Source organism: Streptosporangium sp. NPDC048886, assembly GCF_055586905.1.
Window position 1 is genome coordinate 1 of sequence record NZ_JBVJHH010000048.1, and the last position, 15,090, is coordinate 15,090.

Consider the following 15,090-nt stretch of genomic DNA (forward strand, 5'->3'; position numbering starts at 1 on the left):
ACGGTGTTCGACGACGAGCTCGCCAACGCCGCGCTGAGCGCGCACGCTGCCGCTTACCCGGCCGCCTACAAGAAGGTCGATGCCGGCACCGCGAAAATCTCCCGGCTAGACGCCTCGGCCCTGGCCGCTCCAGCACCGGCGCCCACCCCGGTAGAGGCGCCGGTGGACATCGAGCTGCTCGCCCAGGCGGCCGAACTGGTGGTGAACACACAGTTCGCCTCGGCGTCGATGCTGCAGCGCAAACTTCGCATCCCCTTCGCGCAGGCCGAGGCGCTGATCGTCGCCCTGCGGGATCGGGAAGTGGTCGGCCCGCCTCGGGAGAACGCCGCACCAGCCGTACTCACTCGGGTCGATGAGCTGGAGGAGCTGCTGGCGGAGATCCGCGGCGACGGCCAGGACGCCGAGGCGGATATGGATGACGACGAGGACGTGAAGAACGTGGCCGCGGAGTATCTCACCGAGGACGACCCGGACCCGGACGTTCAGGCTGGGCTCGACGACGAGATCCCCGACATCGACGACGGCGAGCCGCCGTGGACGTTCACGCAGGCGCCGCCGATGACGCCAGAGGCGCGCCATGCGGCGCTGGTGCAGCTGCTGCAGGACTGGTGGGATCACGGCCGCCGGGACTTCGCCACGGGCGATCTGAGCCCGCTGTGGTCCTCGACGGACATGACCCGGCAGTGGGCGCAGAAGCGCCTACGAGGGCTGCGGGAGGCGGGCGTGCTGGGCTACGACGACGCCGCCCAGCGGCACCTGATGCTCACCCGGCCCGAGCTCGACTGACCCTCCCGTTGCACCCCTGGCGGGGCTCGCGGGAGGGGCTGGGGGTGCAACGCGTGAGGGGGTTACAGGTCAGAGGGGGTGTGGCACCCGCGTTGCACCCCTTGGTTGCACCCCCCGTTGCAGGGGGTGTGGCACCCCGGTTGCACCCTGCCGGCGGAGGCGCGTTGCACCCCTGGTTGCACCCTCCGATCAAGATCAAAAAGTTTCGCGCGTGCATCCCACGCGCAGCCGTACGCGCGAGGCGCCTCACCCGGGCGCCCTCCCCTTGGAAGGAGACCCATGGGCGGTCAGGTCCTCGTCGGCGAGGTCGTCGGCTCCGCGCTGGAGTTGCCGGCCCCGGAGGTCGATCTCGTCTCGCGGCTGACGGCGGGGTGGCTGTGGTCGTTCGGCTCGCCGCACACCCGGCGGGCGTACGGCCGGCACCTGCGTGAGTGGCTCGACTTCTGCAGCGAGCGCGGACAGGATCCGTTGGCCGCTACCCGAGCGCATGGGGACCTGTACGCGCGCTGGCTGGAACATCAGGAACCGCGGCCGGCGCCGAAGACTGTCGCGTTGAAGCTGGGCGCGGTCTCCAGTTGGTACGCCTACCTCGTCGCTGAGGACGTCATCGCCGCCAACAAGTTCAGCGGGGCGAGGAGACCGCGGATCGACCGGACGCATTCGGAGACGGTCGGGCTGGAGCGCTCAGAGGCGCGGGCGATGGTCGCCGCGGCGGAGGCCGGCAGCGGCCGGGCGAGATTGCGTACCGCGGCGTTGATCCGGTTCGCGTTGTCGATCGGCCCGCGCGCGGAGGAGGTGGTGAATCTCTCCGTCGGGTCACTCGGATTCGAACGTGGATTTCGAACGGTGCGGATCGTCGGCAAGGGGCAGAAGATCCGTATCCGTACGGTGCCGACGGCGACGGCCGCGGCGCTGGATCGGTATCTGGCCGAGCGGGCGGCTGGCGGGGTGCTGGATCCGGAGGCGCCGTTGTTCGCCACGGCGACCGGTGGCCGGCTCGACACTCGGTATCTGTTCGGTCTCGTTCGGCGGGTGGCGCGTGAGGCGGGTCTGGAATGCCCGGATCGTGTCACTCCACACGCGCTTAGGCATACTTTCGCCACGTTGGCCGATGAGGAAGGCGCGTCCCTGTCTGAGCTTCAAGACGCTCTTGGTCACGCTTCGCCTGATACGACCAAGATTTACGTTCATGCGAGGAATCGCCTTGAAAGGGATCCTTCGCAGCGGGTTGCGATGATCCTGTGAGAGCCCCTCCGCGAAGTACCCGATAGCTCGGATTATCAGCCGGTCTAGGCGATCTTTACTTCGCGCTCCCCTGAACGCCGTTCGGCCCTACAGGCAATCAGGAGCCCCAACAGAACCCAGCTCACCAGCCAACCCGTCACCCACGCCGATCGTCCCCTTACCACACGCCATCCTAGGAGTGATCACCGTGAGGACTACCCGTCATTTCATCGCCGCCGTGTTCGTCACAGCCCTTGCAGGATGCAGCACGGGCGCGGGCAGCGCGGCGCCAGCAGTGACCGTCACCACGACTCGGCCGGCACCCGCGGAGACGACCCGCAAGCCGATCACGCAGGAAGACAAGGAGCCCACCCTCGCGGTAGAGAAGGCGGTAAAGAAGACGCTGCCGAATGTGGTCGGAATGAACCTGCAGAAGGGGCAAGACACGATGCAGGCCGCCGGGTTCTACGTTCTCAACGACAAAGACGCCACCGGCCAGAACCGCTTACAGGTCTTCGACCGTAACTGGGTGGTGACCCGGCAAACCCCCGCTGCGGGCCGCAAGGTGCCGATCGACACGCTGGTCACCCTCTACGCGAAGAAGATCGGCGAATAGTTCAGCTGACATCCCTCCACACCCCTGCCCTCCCGGGTGGGGGCGTCGTCATGTCTGCCTGCGGACGATCACCCGGGGGCGCGAGCATGGCGGCATGGATGACGACGGCCTCACAGCAGCCCTCACCCGCCTCACAGACGACTCCCGCCGAGCCTGGCGAGCGCTGGACGCGGGAGCGTCCAAGGAGGACGTGGCGGCCATCATGAGCGGGCCGGCGGGCGAGGAGAAGTAGTCGTACAACGCGAGACAGCCCCCGCGGTGGCGGCGGGGGCTGTCTGCGTCCCCGCCGAAGCGGGGCCAACGCTCTTGACTGCCTGCGTCTTGGAGCCATCCCCGCAGGTGCGGGGCCAACCTGGTTTGAAACAAGGCTACGGAGCATCCCCGCTGAACGGGGCCGATGAGGTTCATCGTACGCATCGCGCGCCGGGTGGGCAGAAGAATCCAAATACAGCTTGACGCTGTACAGCGTGACGCTGTAACTTGAAGTCATCAGCCCGCCGGACCGGAAGGCACCCCGATGAGCACCCCTTTCAACATCACCACCAAGGTCAAGACCCCCGGAGCCGACATCGCCGTCATGGGCGACGCCGACCAGCTCAAGACCGCCTTCGAGGCTGGCACCCCCATCACCCTGACCGGCAAACTCGCCGGAGAGGTCGTCTACCTCGGCCACACCCGCCAGACCTACGACGACGGCATCAAGCTGGAGACCATCGGCCTCGACCGCATCCTCGGCGAGTCCCCCAAATTCCCCGGCATCACTGTCGCCACCTACCTGGTCGACATGACCCGCCTGGACGGCGCCCCCACCCTGGCCGAGCTCAAGCGCAAGACCGACGCCGACCGTCTGCGCCGCACCGTCGAAGCCGAGGCCCGCGCGGAGGAAGAGGACGAGCGCCTTGAGAACCTCGCCGAGGACGGCGCCTGATGACCACCGTGAACCTCAACCTGCGCGACGACAGCACCCCCGAACCCGTCGATCTTGACGCCCTGTCCCCCCGCGCCCGCGCTCTAGCTGAGGCGTGCGCCCAGCGCCTCGGCGGCGCCTGCGTCATCTGGGTCCAGTCCGACCGAACCGTCCGCGAGACCATCCCTGGCGCTGAGCAGTTCTACGCCACCGACGAGCTCGACCAGCCCTACCGGATGGGCTGGTCTGGCTGGTCGGCCTACCCGGCCGACTCGGTCATGAGCCAGCACGATTACCTGGAGCAGCAGGCCCGCCGCATCCCGCCGCAGTACACGATCGTCGGCGCTTTCCCCTCCACGCCGGTTCCGTCATTCGACGCGGCGTCCAAGGATCGGGGCATGACCCTTCCGCAGGTGCTCGCCTACATCCAGGCCAAGACCCAGCGGACGATCGCGCCGAGCACGTGGAGGGCCTACGCCGCCCGAGGCCAAGCCCCGAAGCCTTCCCGGTACGTGAGCCGCACCCCGCTGTGGGAGCCCGCCGATATCGATGCCTGGCTGGCACGGTAGCCGTACATCGCGAGGAGCCCTCGCCCAGCACGGGCGGGGGCTCTCGTGCTGTCCGGACCCGTTGCTGACAGCCTGGTCCCGCCTCCGGCGAGGGGAGGCGGGGCCACACCACAGAAGCAGCCTCCGCTCAGGGAGGTAGGGGCATCTGCCCCTCTCAGCTGGGCCGCATCCCATACCCTGACCTCCCGCCCCCAGGCCAGGAGGGAAAAGCCACGCCGTGTTCGACGCCGAGCTACGTGAGGAGCTGCTGCGCCGGGTAGAGCGGGATCAGGCGGTGCGAAACATGGTCCCGGCCGGCGAACCCCTGTCTCGGGAACTGGCAGAGGAGTGGGATGCCGTCGATATCGGCAACACCGCGTTCCTCAAGGAGGTCATCGCTGACCGCGGATGGCCAGGAAAGGACATGGTCGGCGAGACGGGCGCGCATGCCGCGTGGCTGCTGGCCCAGCACGCCGACCAGGATCCGCAGTTCCAGCGCGACTGCCTGCCGCTCCTCCAGGCCGCGGTCGACGCGGGCCAGGCTCAACCATCGGAGCTGGCGTACCTCGTCGACCGCGTCCGCGTCGCCGACGGCCGCCCCCAGGTGTACGGCACTCAGTACTGGACGCAGGACGGGGTACTCAAAGCGCGGCCGGTCGAGGACCCCGAACGCCTCGACGTGCGGCGCGCCGAGGTTGGGTTGCCCCCGCACGCCGACTACGACCACACGATGCGTGATCTGTACGAGTGATCTCGCGAACCAGCGCTGCCCCACCTTCAGCGGGGGAAGGTAGGGCCCTTCACTCCTGCCTGGCGATGGGGTAGCCGACTTCGAACCTCGACGCGTCGCGCCGGGTGACGTTGACCTCGACTACCCGCCCAGCGGCCGGCCCTGCGGTTGCGGTCGTCGTGCGGGTCACGCACAGCACCGGCACCCCCGGTGCCAGACCGAGCAGACGCGTCTCCTCCGGGGTGGCCGCCCGGGCGGAGATGGCGCCCGCCCACTCCAGGACACCCCAGCCGAGATCTTGCTCCATGCGGTCGTAGATGCCGCCCGGACCGGTGTCCGCCTCAGCGAGCACGGTGCCGGCGGCGAGATCCGCAGGCAGGTACGACGTGGCGAGCTGCACGGCCCGGCCGGTGCCCGGGTCGCCCATGACGCGGTCGCGGATTACCACTGAGGCGCCGGCCTCCAGGCCGAGCAGGGCGATGAGATCAGGCGGGCATGGCCCCTCAGTCACAGTGGGAGGCTGCAGGGGGCGCAGGGGTTGAGTGGCGGCGCTGAAGTAGTAGCCCAGCTCGTCGCGGTAGACCCGCGTGTCGAGGGTGAGGCGCTGCCGGGCGGGGTGCTGACGCACGAGGGTGCCGCGGCCTTGAGCCTGCGCGACAAGTCCCTCGGTTTCGAGCTGGGCGAGCGCTTTATGGATGGTCGCTTTGGAGGTTCCGTACCGTCCAGCGAGGTCGATTTCTCGGGGCATGAGTTCGCCCGTGGGGTATCTGCCTGCGACGATGTCCGTCCGGATGCGGTTGGTGATCTCTATCCATAGCGCCATACCAAAGATGATAGGCACCCACCTATTGACCGTAGCGATGCTGTGACTCACAGTCGTGGTCGTAGCGATAGGTGCCCACCTATCCCGATCAGAGGAGTGACATGACCGTCACCGCTGAACGACCAACCGGCGTCGACCCCCGCGCCCTCATCACCCCCGACCTGTTCGACCGGCTCGTCACGCGCATCGCCGACAGCCACCCCACCCACGCCCACCAGGCCGAGCAGATCATGGAGCAGACGCTCGCGTTCCTCATCGCCTGTGCGCTCAACCCCGACGCGCACCTGTCCCCCTCCAAGCTGGTGGACATCGGCTGGCACGAGTTCCTCACCGACACCCGCCCCTACGCCGAGTTCTGCACCCGGGTCGCAGACCGGTTCATCCACCATGTCCCCACCGACACGCCCACGTCGGGAAACACCAGCCCGGCGGCCGTCATCGGCGCTACCGTCGCAGCGATGCGCACCGCAGGACTGCCCGTCATCCCCGAACTGTGGGTCGCCGCCGCCGAGTGCAGCCAGTGCTACGCCGGCTGCGCCGACGACCCGAAGACGGAAGGCTGATCATGAACAGACTCCACTGGGAGACCCTGCCCGCCGCTGTCCGCGACGCCGTGCAGGAGCACACCGGCCACGTCCTCAAGGCCGAGTCCGCCACCCAGGGCCTCATGCCGGGCCTGGCCGCCACCCTCCACACCGCCGACGGCGACCGCGCTTTCATCAAGGCGATCCCCGCCGGCAGCCCGGCCGCCCGCCTGTACGAGCGGGAGCGGTGGGCAGGCAACGCCCTGCCGCCCACGGTGCCCACGCCGCGCATGACGTGGAGCAGCACCGCAGACGGCTGGATCACGATGCTGTTCGACCACATCGACGGGCGCCGCGCGGACCTGTCCCCCGGGTCGCCCGACGTGCCCGCAGTGCTCGACACCGTCGCCCAGCTCGGCAGCCTCCTCACCCCGTGCCCCGCGGTGGACGCTCCGCCTGTCTCCGACAACGTCGGCTTCCTCCAGGCCAAGGGCCGTCACCTGCTGGCCAAGCCCGCCGGGACGCTGCCGCACCGCGACATGTACGCCGCAGCGCTCGACGGCTTCGACCTCGACGCCCTGGACGGGGACACGCTGCTGCACTACGACCTGCACTCCGGCAACCTCCAGGTCACCGAGGAGCGGCTGTACGTCATCGACTGGGGCTTCGCCGCCCAGGGCGCGGCGTGGGTCGACGCGGTCATGCTCGCCCCGCGCCTCATCGAGGCCGGTCACACCCCCGCCCAGGCCGAGGAGCTCCTCGCGACCGTGCCCACGTGGAAGGCCGCGCCTGAGGCGGCTGTGACCGGCCTGGCCGCGCTGTGGACGCTGTTCCGCGTCTACAAGGCCATGTACGGACCCGAGGACGGCCGAGCGTTCCGCGCTCAGGCCGCCGACGCCGGCCGGGCATGGGTGGAGTACCGCACCACCTGATCACTGATCGGTCCCGATCCCGGCGAGGGGAACCGGGGCCAGGCATAGCAAAGAGCCCCCGCCCGATATGGGCGGGGGCTTTCTGCTGGAACCAGCGATGCCGATGGGGCGTCTGAGCCGTGAGGCCACGCGAGGGGCTCGGCCCCCGCGAGGGTGGGGCCGAGCATGGTCTACTCCCTGGCCGCCCCACCGGCCAACCGGAAGCCCAGGGCAGCCGTCTCACATGCGTCTCATCTCTCACACGCTGGAGGATCCACCGGTGCGCCTTCTCCCCCTGTCCGCTGCCGCTTTGGCTGTGGCGCTCGTCCCCGTTGTGCCAGCGCAGGCCGCCGCGCTCCCTGCGGTCCAGTTCGTGAAGATCTACTACAACTCGCCCGGGTCGCCCGACAACGGGGCGAACAGCAGCCTGAACGGCGAGTGGGCGCAGCTCAAGAACACCACCCGGCAGGCGATCAGCCTCAAGGGGTGGACGCTCCGCGACAAGACGTCTGCGTCCGATCACGTCTACACATTCGATACGTTCACTCTCGGCGCTGGGAAGACAGTCACGGTGCGGACCGGTAAGGGGACGAACACCTCGACTGTCCGCTACTGGGGTCGGTCCGGGGGGACGTTCGCGTACATCTGGAACCAGGCCGCGGACACGGGGTACATCCGCAACCCGTCTGGAAAGCTCATCGACTCCTGCGCCTACAACAGCTCCCAGGTCGAGTCGATCAACTGCCTGTAGTCGCCGGACACGCAGAAACGGCCCCGCCCTCCGGAGAGGACGGGGCCGTTCTGTCGCGGACGCCAGGCGCTATGCGACCGGAGGGGCCTGCAGGTAGTTACCGTTGGAATCCCGGCGAAGCCCGTTCTCCAACCATCCTGACGAAAGTCCCTTGACCCCGCACAGGCGGGCGAATTCGACGATGTTGAAGTTCGGGTCCGCGTGCGCGAGCACCTGCCCGGTTACCCATACGACGTTGACCTTCACGCGGTGGGCTTCCTCGGCATCGAGCTGCTTTTCGTTCTTGGTCGAGTCGAATTCGCGCTGGTGTCCGGCGCGGTCGAGTCGGTAGGGAGCGTCGCTCCAGTCGTGGTTCGCGATCTCTGCCGCGTGCTCGCGGGCAAGACGGCTAAGGGCCATGGTCCCTCCTAATAGGACGGGGCGGCTTGGTTGACCATCCGAATAGGTCACCGCCCGATGTGGCTGTGCCTCCAGGGTACGCGGTTTAGCCCTTGGCCGCCTTCTGTAGCGCCATCCATGCGCGGTGCCGGTCGTCGATCGTCTCCCAGAACGGGTGCCGGTTCAGCTCGTCCAGCGCGTCGAGCCGGGCTGTGCGCACCTGGACCAGCTCCGCCTGTTGCTCGTCGCTCATGGCGCCTTCCAGGATCTCCTGCGAGGACGGCAACGCGTCGGTCACCTCCTGCACGCGGCGGTCGGCGGCCCAGTAGGCGCGCTGCGCCTCCAGCAGGTCAGGCGGAAATTCATAGTCGCTCATGATCGCTCCAGTCCCCAGGTACCGGGCGATCCTACGAGAGGCTGACGCCTGGAGCACCAACCAATCGCATAGACCCTCTATGCAGACGCCCTTCCCGTGATGCACAGTAGGACTATGCAGACAGCGACGGTGATCAACCCCCTCGGCCTTGACCTCCACGACGGCACCCAGTACGCCCCCCGCCACGAGGTCCGCGACACCGCCCACATGGAGCAGATTGCCGCCAGCATGACCGCCGACGGCTGGTGGGGCGCCCCCATCGTCGCCGACACCGCCACAGCACAGGCCATCACCGGCTCTCACCGCATCCCCGCCGCCCACCTCGCCGAGATCGACATCCCCACAGTGGACATCTTCGACCTGGCTGACGCCGTTGAGATCGACCTCTATGACCTGATCGACACCTACGGCACCCTGGAGGACGCTCTGCCCACGTTCTGCGCCGAGGTGCCCGCCGACATCCGCGAGGCGTACGGCTTCGACATCGACTGAGCAGGAGAGCGACCATGCCCGACCCCACCACCCTCGGCTACGAGGCCGAGCCGACCGACGTGGCTGCCGAGGTGAGCGGCCTTCTCGGCGACATCACTGACCCCCTGGAGCGTTACCACCGGGCCACCGCTGCCCAAGTCCACCACGACGCGGTGTCTGCCGCGCTGGCGGACGAGCGGGCCCGAGTGTGCGCTGCCTGGTGGGATGGCGGCAAGGGATTGTCCTTCGGCCGCATCGGTGACCTGATCGGCGTGAGCCGTGCCCGCGCGCAGCAACTCGTAGAGCGCGGCCGAGCATTGCCTCCCCGGTAGCCCCGCAATGCGAAAGAGCGCCGCCCACCCGAAGGTGGACGGCGCTCTCTGCTGTCTGGGTGGGGCCCTGAGGTGTGTCCGCACGCCCAGGGCCCCACACCCTCAGTATGCGGGGGCAGGAGTCGTGCTCAGGCGACCTGACGCACCGCAGGGGTGCCCTTCGGTGCCACGTTCTGCCGGATGAACATCGCCACTCCCATCGCGACGAACGCCATGATGGCCGCGGTCTGCTCGTCGGAGAACTGCAGGCCGAACACCAGGGCCAGCGTGATCGCCGCCTGCGCGAAACCGAGGATCGCTGACTGCATGCTGGAGCCGCCATCCGCCGCCCGGGTGACGAACGCCAGCCACACACCGACGCCGGCCGCGGCAATCGCGTTGACCGCGGTCACCTGGTCGGTGGTGAGCGGCAGCACGAACGCGGTCAGCAACTGCAAGCCAGCAGATACAAAGCCGAGAATCAGGGCGGGCTCCCGCCCGAACAGCATCGGCGGATTACTCATACGCCCTCCTTGGGCAGCCCGCCACCATGGCGGGAGGTGAGTGGGGCAGCGCTCGACCAGGAGATCAGCGCTGCGGGGGTCAGTTCGTCTCATCGATCTCGCCCGGGACCCGGGCGCCAGGCTCGTACGGCAGGACCTGCTCCTCGGCCGGCCACAGCACTGCCAGCCGGGCCAGGAGCAGCGGGAGGGAGTCGACGGGCTCCACAGCTCAGGCCACGCGGAGCAGCACCGGCCAGGTCTGATCGCCGACTACGCCGTCAACCTCGATGCCAGCGGCCTGCTGGAGTCCCTTGATGCCAGCCGTGTGGGCCGCCGTGAACGTGGTGTCATCCACACCGTCGAGGCCCGCGTAGTCCCGGGCGAGCAGCAGGTAGTGCATCGTCTTGACGTCCCACCCCGTGTCGCCTTCGCGCAGCATCGGGAGCTTCTTCACCATGGCCTCCGTAGGATTCGGGACGGGCTTCGGCTTGGCCGGTTTGGTCACGTAGCGCGGGTTCCAGAAGCCAGCGATGACGTTCGAGGCCCGGACTCGCCGCTTGCAGGCGTCACCGGTGTTGCCCTCGATGGTCTGCACCCGGCCGTCACCCAAGTTGCGCTCGACGATGCCGACGTGGTCGATCCACGCGACGGCGTTGGATCCGCCCCAGTCGAAGAACACGATGGCGCCAGGCTTGGCGTACTTGCGGATGTTGGCTGCGGTGCCGGCGTACCAGAGGCCGAGCCGCTCCCCGTCCTCGGCGCACCACACCGTGTAGGCGCGATCTCCCTCAGGGAGGACCGCGGCGGCGTTACCCGACTCGCGGGCCCACCGGGTGATCGCCATGTTGCACCACGCCGCGCGGAGGAAGACATCGCCGTGGCGGCTCGCGTAGTCCCGGGTGATGTAGTTCGGCCTGCCGACCAACCCCAGTGTCTTGCGGGCCGCAGCGAGCATCGTGGACGCGCTCACGGGGCCTCACCGCCGTCGCCCTCATAGATGCCGGTCGTCTCGTTCAGGACGTAGCCCAGGCCGCGCAGGACGTTCTCCTCGTCGGCCTCGGTCGGCCCCCACTCAAGGCGGTCGACGCCCTCGGCGACAAGCTGGGCTTCGGTCTTCTCGGTCATGGCTACATCTCCTCTTCGCTGCTGGTGACGGGCACGAGTCCGGCATCCCTGACCTGCCGCGTGAGCCGGGACACCTGGCGCTGCAGCGCATTGATCTGAGCGGCCTGCCGGTCGATCTCGTTCTGCATGCGTCCCAAGGCGCCCTCGTAGACCTGGCGGGCCCGCTCATAAGCGCCGGCCTCGATCTGCCGCAGCGCGGCACGCTCATCCGCGTCGGTTTTTTTCTGGCTGGCCCGCCCTGCTGACCGGGCGGTGTAGACGGCGGATACGGCTCCAGCCAGGCCGCCGATGATGGCGACGATGATGGTCGGGTCCATCACGCCCCTGTGGGCGGCTCACGCCACCCCGAGATGATCGCCACCCACGCGGCGAAGCCCAACCAGATCGTCGCTGTCACGTAGCCACGAGGGACGTCTCCCAGCGCCCACCCCAACAGGTAAACAGTCCCCCAAGCGACCTTGAGAAGGGAAGCGGCGCCGAACGCCAGCCGATCCGTCGACAGGAACGCCTGGACCAGGCACAGCGCCCCCACCGCGCCCCAGATGAGCGCCCAGACGGGTAAGGGCAGCAGCAGCACGAAGAAAGCGAGCCCTGGGCTGGCCCGCGTCTCGGGGGGCGCGCCGAGCAGGCTGGCGGCGTAGATGAGATCGAGCAGCGCCAGGAACAGCAAGGAGGCGCCACGGCGGCCGATCCGATGCAGGAATGCGGCGCTGATAAGGGCCACGTCATCCCCCGTTCTTGAGTCGGGCAACTACGGCTGTCGCCGTGATGGGTTGGGGGTGCCGCCCGCCACGGGGCCACGACGGGCGGCACGGGGTGTCGCCTGCGCTCCCTTATGGGCGCATCTCCCAGCGCAGGCGACACGATCAAAGGGGGTTAGGGCATGCCCGCGATCACTTCGTTGATCTTCTCGGCCAACTCCCTGAGGTTGGTGTTGATCGCGTTGGCGTCATAGCTGGCGGGGACGTTGGAGACCTCACCGTCGACCGCGCCGCTAACCGATATGACCAGCGCGTCAGGAGCGGTGCCGGTCGGGATGTCCACCAGCACCACGTCGTCAATGGTGGATCGGGCACGCAGCCGGCCACTCTGGGAGTAGATGTGTGTTTTGCCGGCGGCGGGGGTGGGTGGTGTGGCCATGTCAGTGAACACCCACCCCTGGGACGCCTCTGTGGACGCCGGCCGGGCGCCGAGCAGGGCTTGGAGTTCGGCGACGTCGGCCTGGAGTTTGCGGACCTCCGCCAGGAGATCACCGGGGTATCTATCCACCGTCCTCCTGCCCCTCCAAGATCAGTTGCGCTTCCTCTTTGCCGCCCTGGCGAGAAGGGGGTGTGATGGACATGCCGATGATGCGGCGCACCCTGCTATGAGGCTCGTGCCATTCGTTGCCGAGGAAGATCCGTGCGGTGTCGCCCAAGCTGTTGGGCGTGAAGCTCGGTTCGGCACCGATGGCGACGGTGATCGAGTCGACCCGCAGCGCGCCCGCGGCCACGCTCGCCCAGTAGGCTGCGTAGTCCTCCAGGGTCTGCAGCTCGGTCACCGAGCTGCGGTTGATCGTCTTGTCCAGGCGCGGCCATCCGGCAGCCAGGTGAGCGGTCGCCTCGTGGACGGTGCTGATCAGCGGTGTGGAGGTGGTGGAGGCATCAGCGGACACTGTGGCGCCGCGGGCCCGCCACCTCGTAGCACCACGCAGCGCGTCGATCTCCTCGGCCCACTCCAGGACGTCGCCGCCGTGCGGCGAGTCAACGAACACGTGCTGCGGGGTGGACTGGCCGAGCTTGGGGTAGCCGTACACCCACTCACGGGTGATCACGCCGCCGTCAACTCCAATGTTGATCATCCACTCGAAGCCGTTGTCGAGTTGGCCGAGCTCCTGCAGCCGTTGGCCGTAGGTGGACTCGTCCGCGGTGTAGCGGTGATCCCGCAGCACCCCCGATGTGCCAGCCTCCAGGGTCAGGCCGAGATTCGCGCCGGTCTGGGACTGCATGTGGCTGATCAGGCTGCGGGCGATGTCCAACTGATCGAGTTGCACATAGTTCAGGTCCGCCTGCAACTCCACGTGCAGCAGGTAGGCGTCCAGCGTGGATCCGCGTACCTGGATCGACGGGGTGCCGCGGCGAGACCGCGCCGGCCGCGCCCCGGTGATCCAGTACTCCCCCCACGGCACGCCGTCCCGCCAGATGTCACACACGATCACACCTGGGCCGATCGACAGCTCGGCCGGAGTGCGGGGGATGATGGCGGCGACCTGGTCAGCGATGCGCCGCGACGGGATCGGAATCGTCGCCTGAAACGCGCCGGCCTGGCCGATCCGCTTGTCGAAGCTGACGCCCGCGAGGTCGAGTTGCCCTAGCAGGACACCGTCCAGCAGGCGACGGAAGAAGTACTGATAAGGCGCGCTGCCCCGGGATGGGGCGAACGGCGGATACGTCGGCGTCTCGGGCTCAGGCGTCGGCTCTGACGACCCGACGAGGATCGTCCACGCCTGTGACACGAACAGGCTGGCCGACGGCGTCAGCGGCAGCGCGCCCAGGGGCGACGACGACGAGAACGACCGCACGGCCAGGCCGCTGGACGTCCACGGCACTGACTGCCGCTGCGTCACCGCGTACCCACTGGGCGCGGTCCAGGTGATGATGTCTTGGAACTGCGGGACCCCGGTGGCGTACCGCAGCTCCAACCCGGACGCGCCTGCCGGCGTGGCCGCGGGAGCGGTCACCCCGTCCGCTGACAGCACCGTGATGTCCGCACCGTCAGCGTCCTTGATCGCCGCGATGATGACCGTGCCGTCAGCAGCGGGCCCCTGAGCAACGCCGTAGATCCCTGGCTCATTGGCCGTTGCGGTGCGGGTCCAGATCTCGGTGCCCGCCCAGCTGCTGCCCGCCCGGGATGACAGTGGCCGCCAGTCACCACCGCCGGAGATGACCATGTCGGCCAGGGTGCCGCTGTCCGCGGTATGCCAGGCAATCAGCAGGTCGCCTTCTTGCACGTCCAGGGGAGAGTTGGCGTTACCGAACGAGCCGTCGATCGTTGAGGTGATAGCCGACCGGAGCGACGCAGGCATGCCCACCCCTCTCGCAGGTCAGGGGCGGATTAGAGCCAGGCGTCGCGCCAAAGGAAGTCCACGCCAGCGGAGCCGCCGGACGTGGCGGTGTAAGTGATCTCGTTTGCGCCCGATGAGAGGACGAAGTCCTGCACCGGTGCTGAACTGCCGGTCAGAGTGGAGATCTTGTTGACGTCGCCGATGACGATCGTGCCAGCGTCAGTGTCGATCTCCAGCCGGTCGCCGTCAGCGACGGTGATGGACAACTGCAGCGTGCGGCCGGTCGTGGCGTTGTCCAGCACCGGATCCACTACCGGGCCATCGATGCGGATCACGGGGTGAGTGGCCGCGTTGCCGGCGTTGGACAGTTGGACGGAGCCGTCCACCGGGATAGTCACGCCGTACCGATCCAGGCTGTAGCGCCTGGAGTCGGAGCAGGCGATCAGCAGGGCAACATCGACAATGCCGATGTTGTAGTCACCCTCGATCGGGATGTCCTTGTCGACGATCTGCCCATAGGCCAGTTGCGGCGAGCCGTACAGGCGGACGACCAGCGGCAGTTCCGTTTCGTCGTCGGCCACACCCGTGACCGCGTCGAAATCATCGAGTAGGTCGTCGATCAGGGCAGGGTCGGATCGGGAGTTGACCTGCAGTTTCAACGTGACGAGGCGCTGCTGGGCGAGTTTGCGGCCACCCCACGCGCCATGCCGAGATGGCCGCTCCACGTTGAGGTTGTCCATGCCGGGGCGGGATCGCCACCCGTCGATGCCGCGCAGGGCGACGCTGGTTCCCGCGCCCCACAGGGTGCCGTTCCACTCGACCTGACCGGCCGCAGTGAGCGAGTCACCTGGCTGGACCGGCGTGACCACCGTCAGCGCCGGAAACTCCGCCTGTAGGGCGAGGACACCCAGGTCGACGGTTTGGTACCGCTGGGCGGCGATCGTCAGTGCCGGGAACTCCGCCTGTAAGGCGAGGACACCCAGGTCGACCTGCGCATCCGGAGTGGTCACCGTGAAGGCGGGAAACTCCACCTGCAAAGACAGGACGCTCAAGTCGACGCTTT

At 68.2% G+C, this 15,090-nt stretch carries 24 protein-coding genes; 12 read left to right on the plus strand and 12 right to left on the minus strand.

All coding sequences use genetic code 11. The annotated features are described in order from the left end of the window. The 7 genes from ACZ6R6_RS40535 to ACZ6R6_RS40565 all read left to right on the plus strand — a co-directional run. Nucleotides 1–786: DNA translocase FtsK (locus tag ACZ6R6_RS40535; RefSeq protein WP_470102244.1), on the plus strand; the 786-nt coding region annotated here is incomplete at its 5' end. A 279-nt stretch (nt 787–1,065) separates the two neighbouring features. Beyond that, nucleotides 1,066–2,031: a tyrosine-type recombinase/integrase gene (locus tag ACZ6R6_RS40540; RefSeq protein WP_470102245.1), complete on the plus strand. Its 966-nt coding sequence runs from the start codon at nt 1,066–1,068 to the stop codon at nt 2,029–2,031. Nucleotides 2,032–2,218: 187 nt separating this feature from the next. Continuing rightward, on the plus strand, nt 2,219–2,626 hold the full coding sequence (locus tag ACZ6R6_RS40545; protein WP_470102246.1) for a PASTA domain-containing protein: 408 nt from the start codon (nt 2,219–2,221) through the stop codon (nt 2,624–2,626). Nucleotides 2,627–2,720: 94 nt separating this feature from the next. Continuing rightward, the gene (locus ACZ6R6_RS40550; RefSeq protein ID WP_470102247.1) at nt 2,721–2,858 is read left to right on the plus strand and encodes a hypothetical protein; all 138 of its coding nucleotides are present in this window, start codon (nt 2,721–2,723) and stop codon (nt 2,856–2,858) included. Nucleotides 2,859–3,143: 285 nt separating this feature from the next. Beyond that, entirely contained in the window at nt 3,144–3,554 is a 411-nt protein-coding gene (locus ACZ6R6_RS40555; protein ID WP_470102248.1) for a hypothetical protein, read from the plus strand. After that, nucleotides 3,554–4,102 carry a helix-turn-helix transcriptional regulator gene (locus ACZ6R6_RS40560; protein WP_470102249.1) on the plus strand — a complete coding sequence of 183 codons (549 nt, stop codon included), beginning with the start codon at nt 3,554–3,556 and terminating at the stop codon, nt 4,100–4,102. Before ACZ6R6_RS40555 ends, ACZ6R6_RS40560 begins: the two co-directional genes overlap by 1 nt. A gap of 217 nt (nt 4,103–4,319) precedes the next feature. Then, nucleotides 4,320–4,832, plus strand: coding sequence for a DUF6624 domain-containing protein (locus tag ACZ6R6_RS40565; RefSeq protein ID WP_470102250.1), 513 nt, complete (start codon nt 4,320–4,322; stop codon nt 4,830–4,832). Between the two features lie 49 nt (nt 4,833–4,881). Here the strand turns inward: ACZ6R6_RS40565 and ACZ6R6_RS40570 are convergent, their stop codons facing one another. After that, on the minus strand, nt 4,882–5,634 hold the full coding sequence (locus ACZ6R6_RS40570; protein WP_470102251.1) for a GntR family transcriptional regulator: 753 nt from the start codon (nt 5,632–5,634) through the stop codon (nt 4,882–4,884). 101 nt (nt 5,635–5,735) lie between these two features. Between ACZ6R6_RS40570 and ACZ6R6_RS40575 the strand changes: the two genes are divergently transcribed. From ACZ6R6_RS40575 to ACZ6R6_RS40585, 3 genes are all read left to right on the plus strand, one after another. Further along, nucleotides 5,736–6,197 (plus strand): glycine-rich domain-containing protein, encoded by a 462-nt coding sequence (locus ACZ6R6_RS40575; RefSeq protein WP_470102252.1) that lies wholly within the window; start codon nt 5,736–5,738, stop codon nt 6,195–6,197. Nucleotides 6,198–6,199: 2 nt separating this feature from the next. Beyond that, entirely contained in the window at nt 6,200–7,090 is an 891-nt protein-coding gene (locus ACZ6R6_RS40580) for a phosphotransferase family protein (RefSeq protein WP_470102253.1), read from the plus strand. Between the two features lie 313 nt (nt 7,091–7,403). Next, nucleotides 7,404–7,820 (plus strand): lamin tail domain-containing protein, encoded by a 417-nt coding sequence (locus ACZ6R6_RS40585; RefSeq protein WP_470102254.1) that lies wholly within the window; start codon nt 7,404–7,406, stop codon nt 7,818–7,820. 69 nt (nt 7,821–7,889) lie between these two features. Here the strand turns inward: ACZ6R6_RS40585 and ACZ6R6_RS40590 are convergent, their stop codons facing one another. After that, nucleotides 7,890–8,219: a hypothetical protein gene (locus tag ACZ6R6_RS40590; protein WP_470102255.1), complete on the minus strand. Its 330-nt coding sequence runs from the start codon at nt 8,217–8,219 to the stop codon at nt 7,890–7,892. An 85-nt stretch (nt 8,220–8,304) separates the two neighbouring features. Further along, complete coding sequence (locus ACZ6R6_RS40595; RefSeq protein WP_470102256.1) at nt 8,305–8,574, minus strand: hypothetical protein; 270 nt, start codon at nt 8,572–8,574, stop codon at nt 8,305–8,307. Between the two features lie 114 nt (nt 8,575–8,688). On the opposite strand from ACZ6R6_RS40595, the gene ACZ6R6_RS40600 reads away from it, so the two are divergent. Together ACZ6R6_RS40600 and ACZ6R6_RS40605 are read left to right on the plus strand one after the other, a co-directional pair. Further along, nucleotides 8,689–9,066 (plus strand): hypothetical protein, encoded by a 378-nt coding sequence (locus ACZ6R6_RS40600; protein ID WP_470102257.1) that lies wholly within the window; start codon nt 8,689–8,691, stop codon nt 9,064–9,066. 14 nt (nt 9,067–9,080) lie between these two features. Next, complete coding sequence (locus ACZ6R6_RS40605) at nt 9,081–9,377, plus strand: hypothetical protein (protein ID WP_470102258.1); 297 nt, start codon at nt 9,081–9,083, stop codon at nt 9,375–9,377. Nucleotides 9,378–9,505: 128 nt separating this feature from the next. On the opposite strand, the gene ACZ6R6_RS40610 is transcribed toward ACZ6R6_RS40605, so the two are convergent. From ACZ6R6_RS40610 to ACZ6R6_RS40650, 9 genes are all read right to left on the minus strand, one after another. Next, entirely contained in the window at nt 9,506–9,880 is a 375-nt protein-coding gene (locus ACZ6R6_RS40610; RefSeq protein ID WP_470102259.1) for a hypothetical protein, read from the minus strand. Between the two features lie 79 nt (nt 9,881–9,959). Next, entirely contained in the window at nt 9,960–10,085 is a 126-nt protein-coding gene (locus tag ACZ6R6_RS40615) for a hypothetical protein (RefSeq protein ID WP_470102260.1), read from the minus strand. Nucleotides 10,086–10,088: 3 nt separating this feature from the next. After that, the gene (locus ACZ6R6_RS40620) at nt 10,089–10,829 is read right to left on the minus strand and encodes a CHAP domain-containing protein (RefSeq protein ID WP_470102261.1); all 741 of its coding nucleotides are present in this window, start codon (nt 10,827–10,829) and stop codon (nt 10,089–10,091) included. Next, entirely contained in the window at nt 10,826–10,984 is a 159-nt protein-coding gene (locus tag ACZ6R6_RS40625; protein ID WP_470102262.1) for a hypothetical protein, read from the minus strand. Before ACZ6R6_RS40625 ends, ACZ6R6_RS40620 begins: the two co-directional genes overlap by 4 nt. 2 nt (nt 10,985–10,986) lie before the next feature. Continuing rightward, the gene (locus ACZ6R6_RS40630; RefSeq protein ID WP_470102263.1) at nt 10,987–11,301 is read right to left on the minus strand and encodes a hypothetical protein; all 315 of its coding nucleotides are present in this window, start codon (nt 11,299–11,301) and stop codon (nt 10,987–10,989) included. Further along, entirely contained in the window at nt 11,301–11,708 is a 408-nt protein-coding gene (locus ACZ6R6_RS40635) for a hypothetical protein (RefSeq protein ID WP_470102264.1), read from the minus strand. The genes ACZ6R6_RS40630 and ACZ6R6_RS40635 overlap by 1 nt, the downstream gene beginning before the upstream one ends. Before the next feature lie 152 nt (nt 11,709–11,860). Then, complete coding sequence (locus ACZ6R6_RS40640) at nt 11,861–12,253, minus strand: hypothetical protein (RefSeq protein ID WP_470102265.1); 393 nt, start codon at nt 12,251–12,253, stop codon at nt 11,861–11,863. Beyond that, a complete protein-coding gene (locus ACZ6R6_RS40645) occupies nt 12,246–14,048 on the minus strand; it encodes a hypothetical protein (protein ID WP_470102266.1) in 1,803 nt (600 codons plus the stop codon). The genes ACZ6R6_RS40640 and ACZ6R6_RS40645 overlap by 8 nt, the downstream gene beginning before the upstream one ends. 29 nt (nt 14,049–14,077) lie before the next feature. Further along, entirely contained in the window at nt 14,078–15,058 is a 981-nt protein-coding gene (locus ACZ6R6_RS40650; RefSeq protein WP_470102349.1) for a phage distal tail protein, read from the minus strand. Between the last annotated feature and the right edge of the window lie 32 nt (nt 15,059–15,090).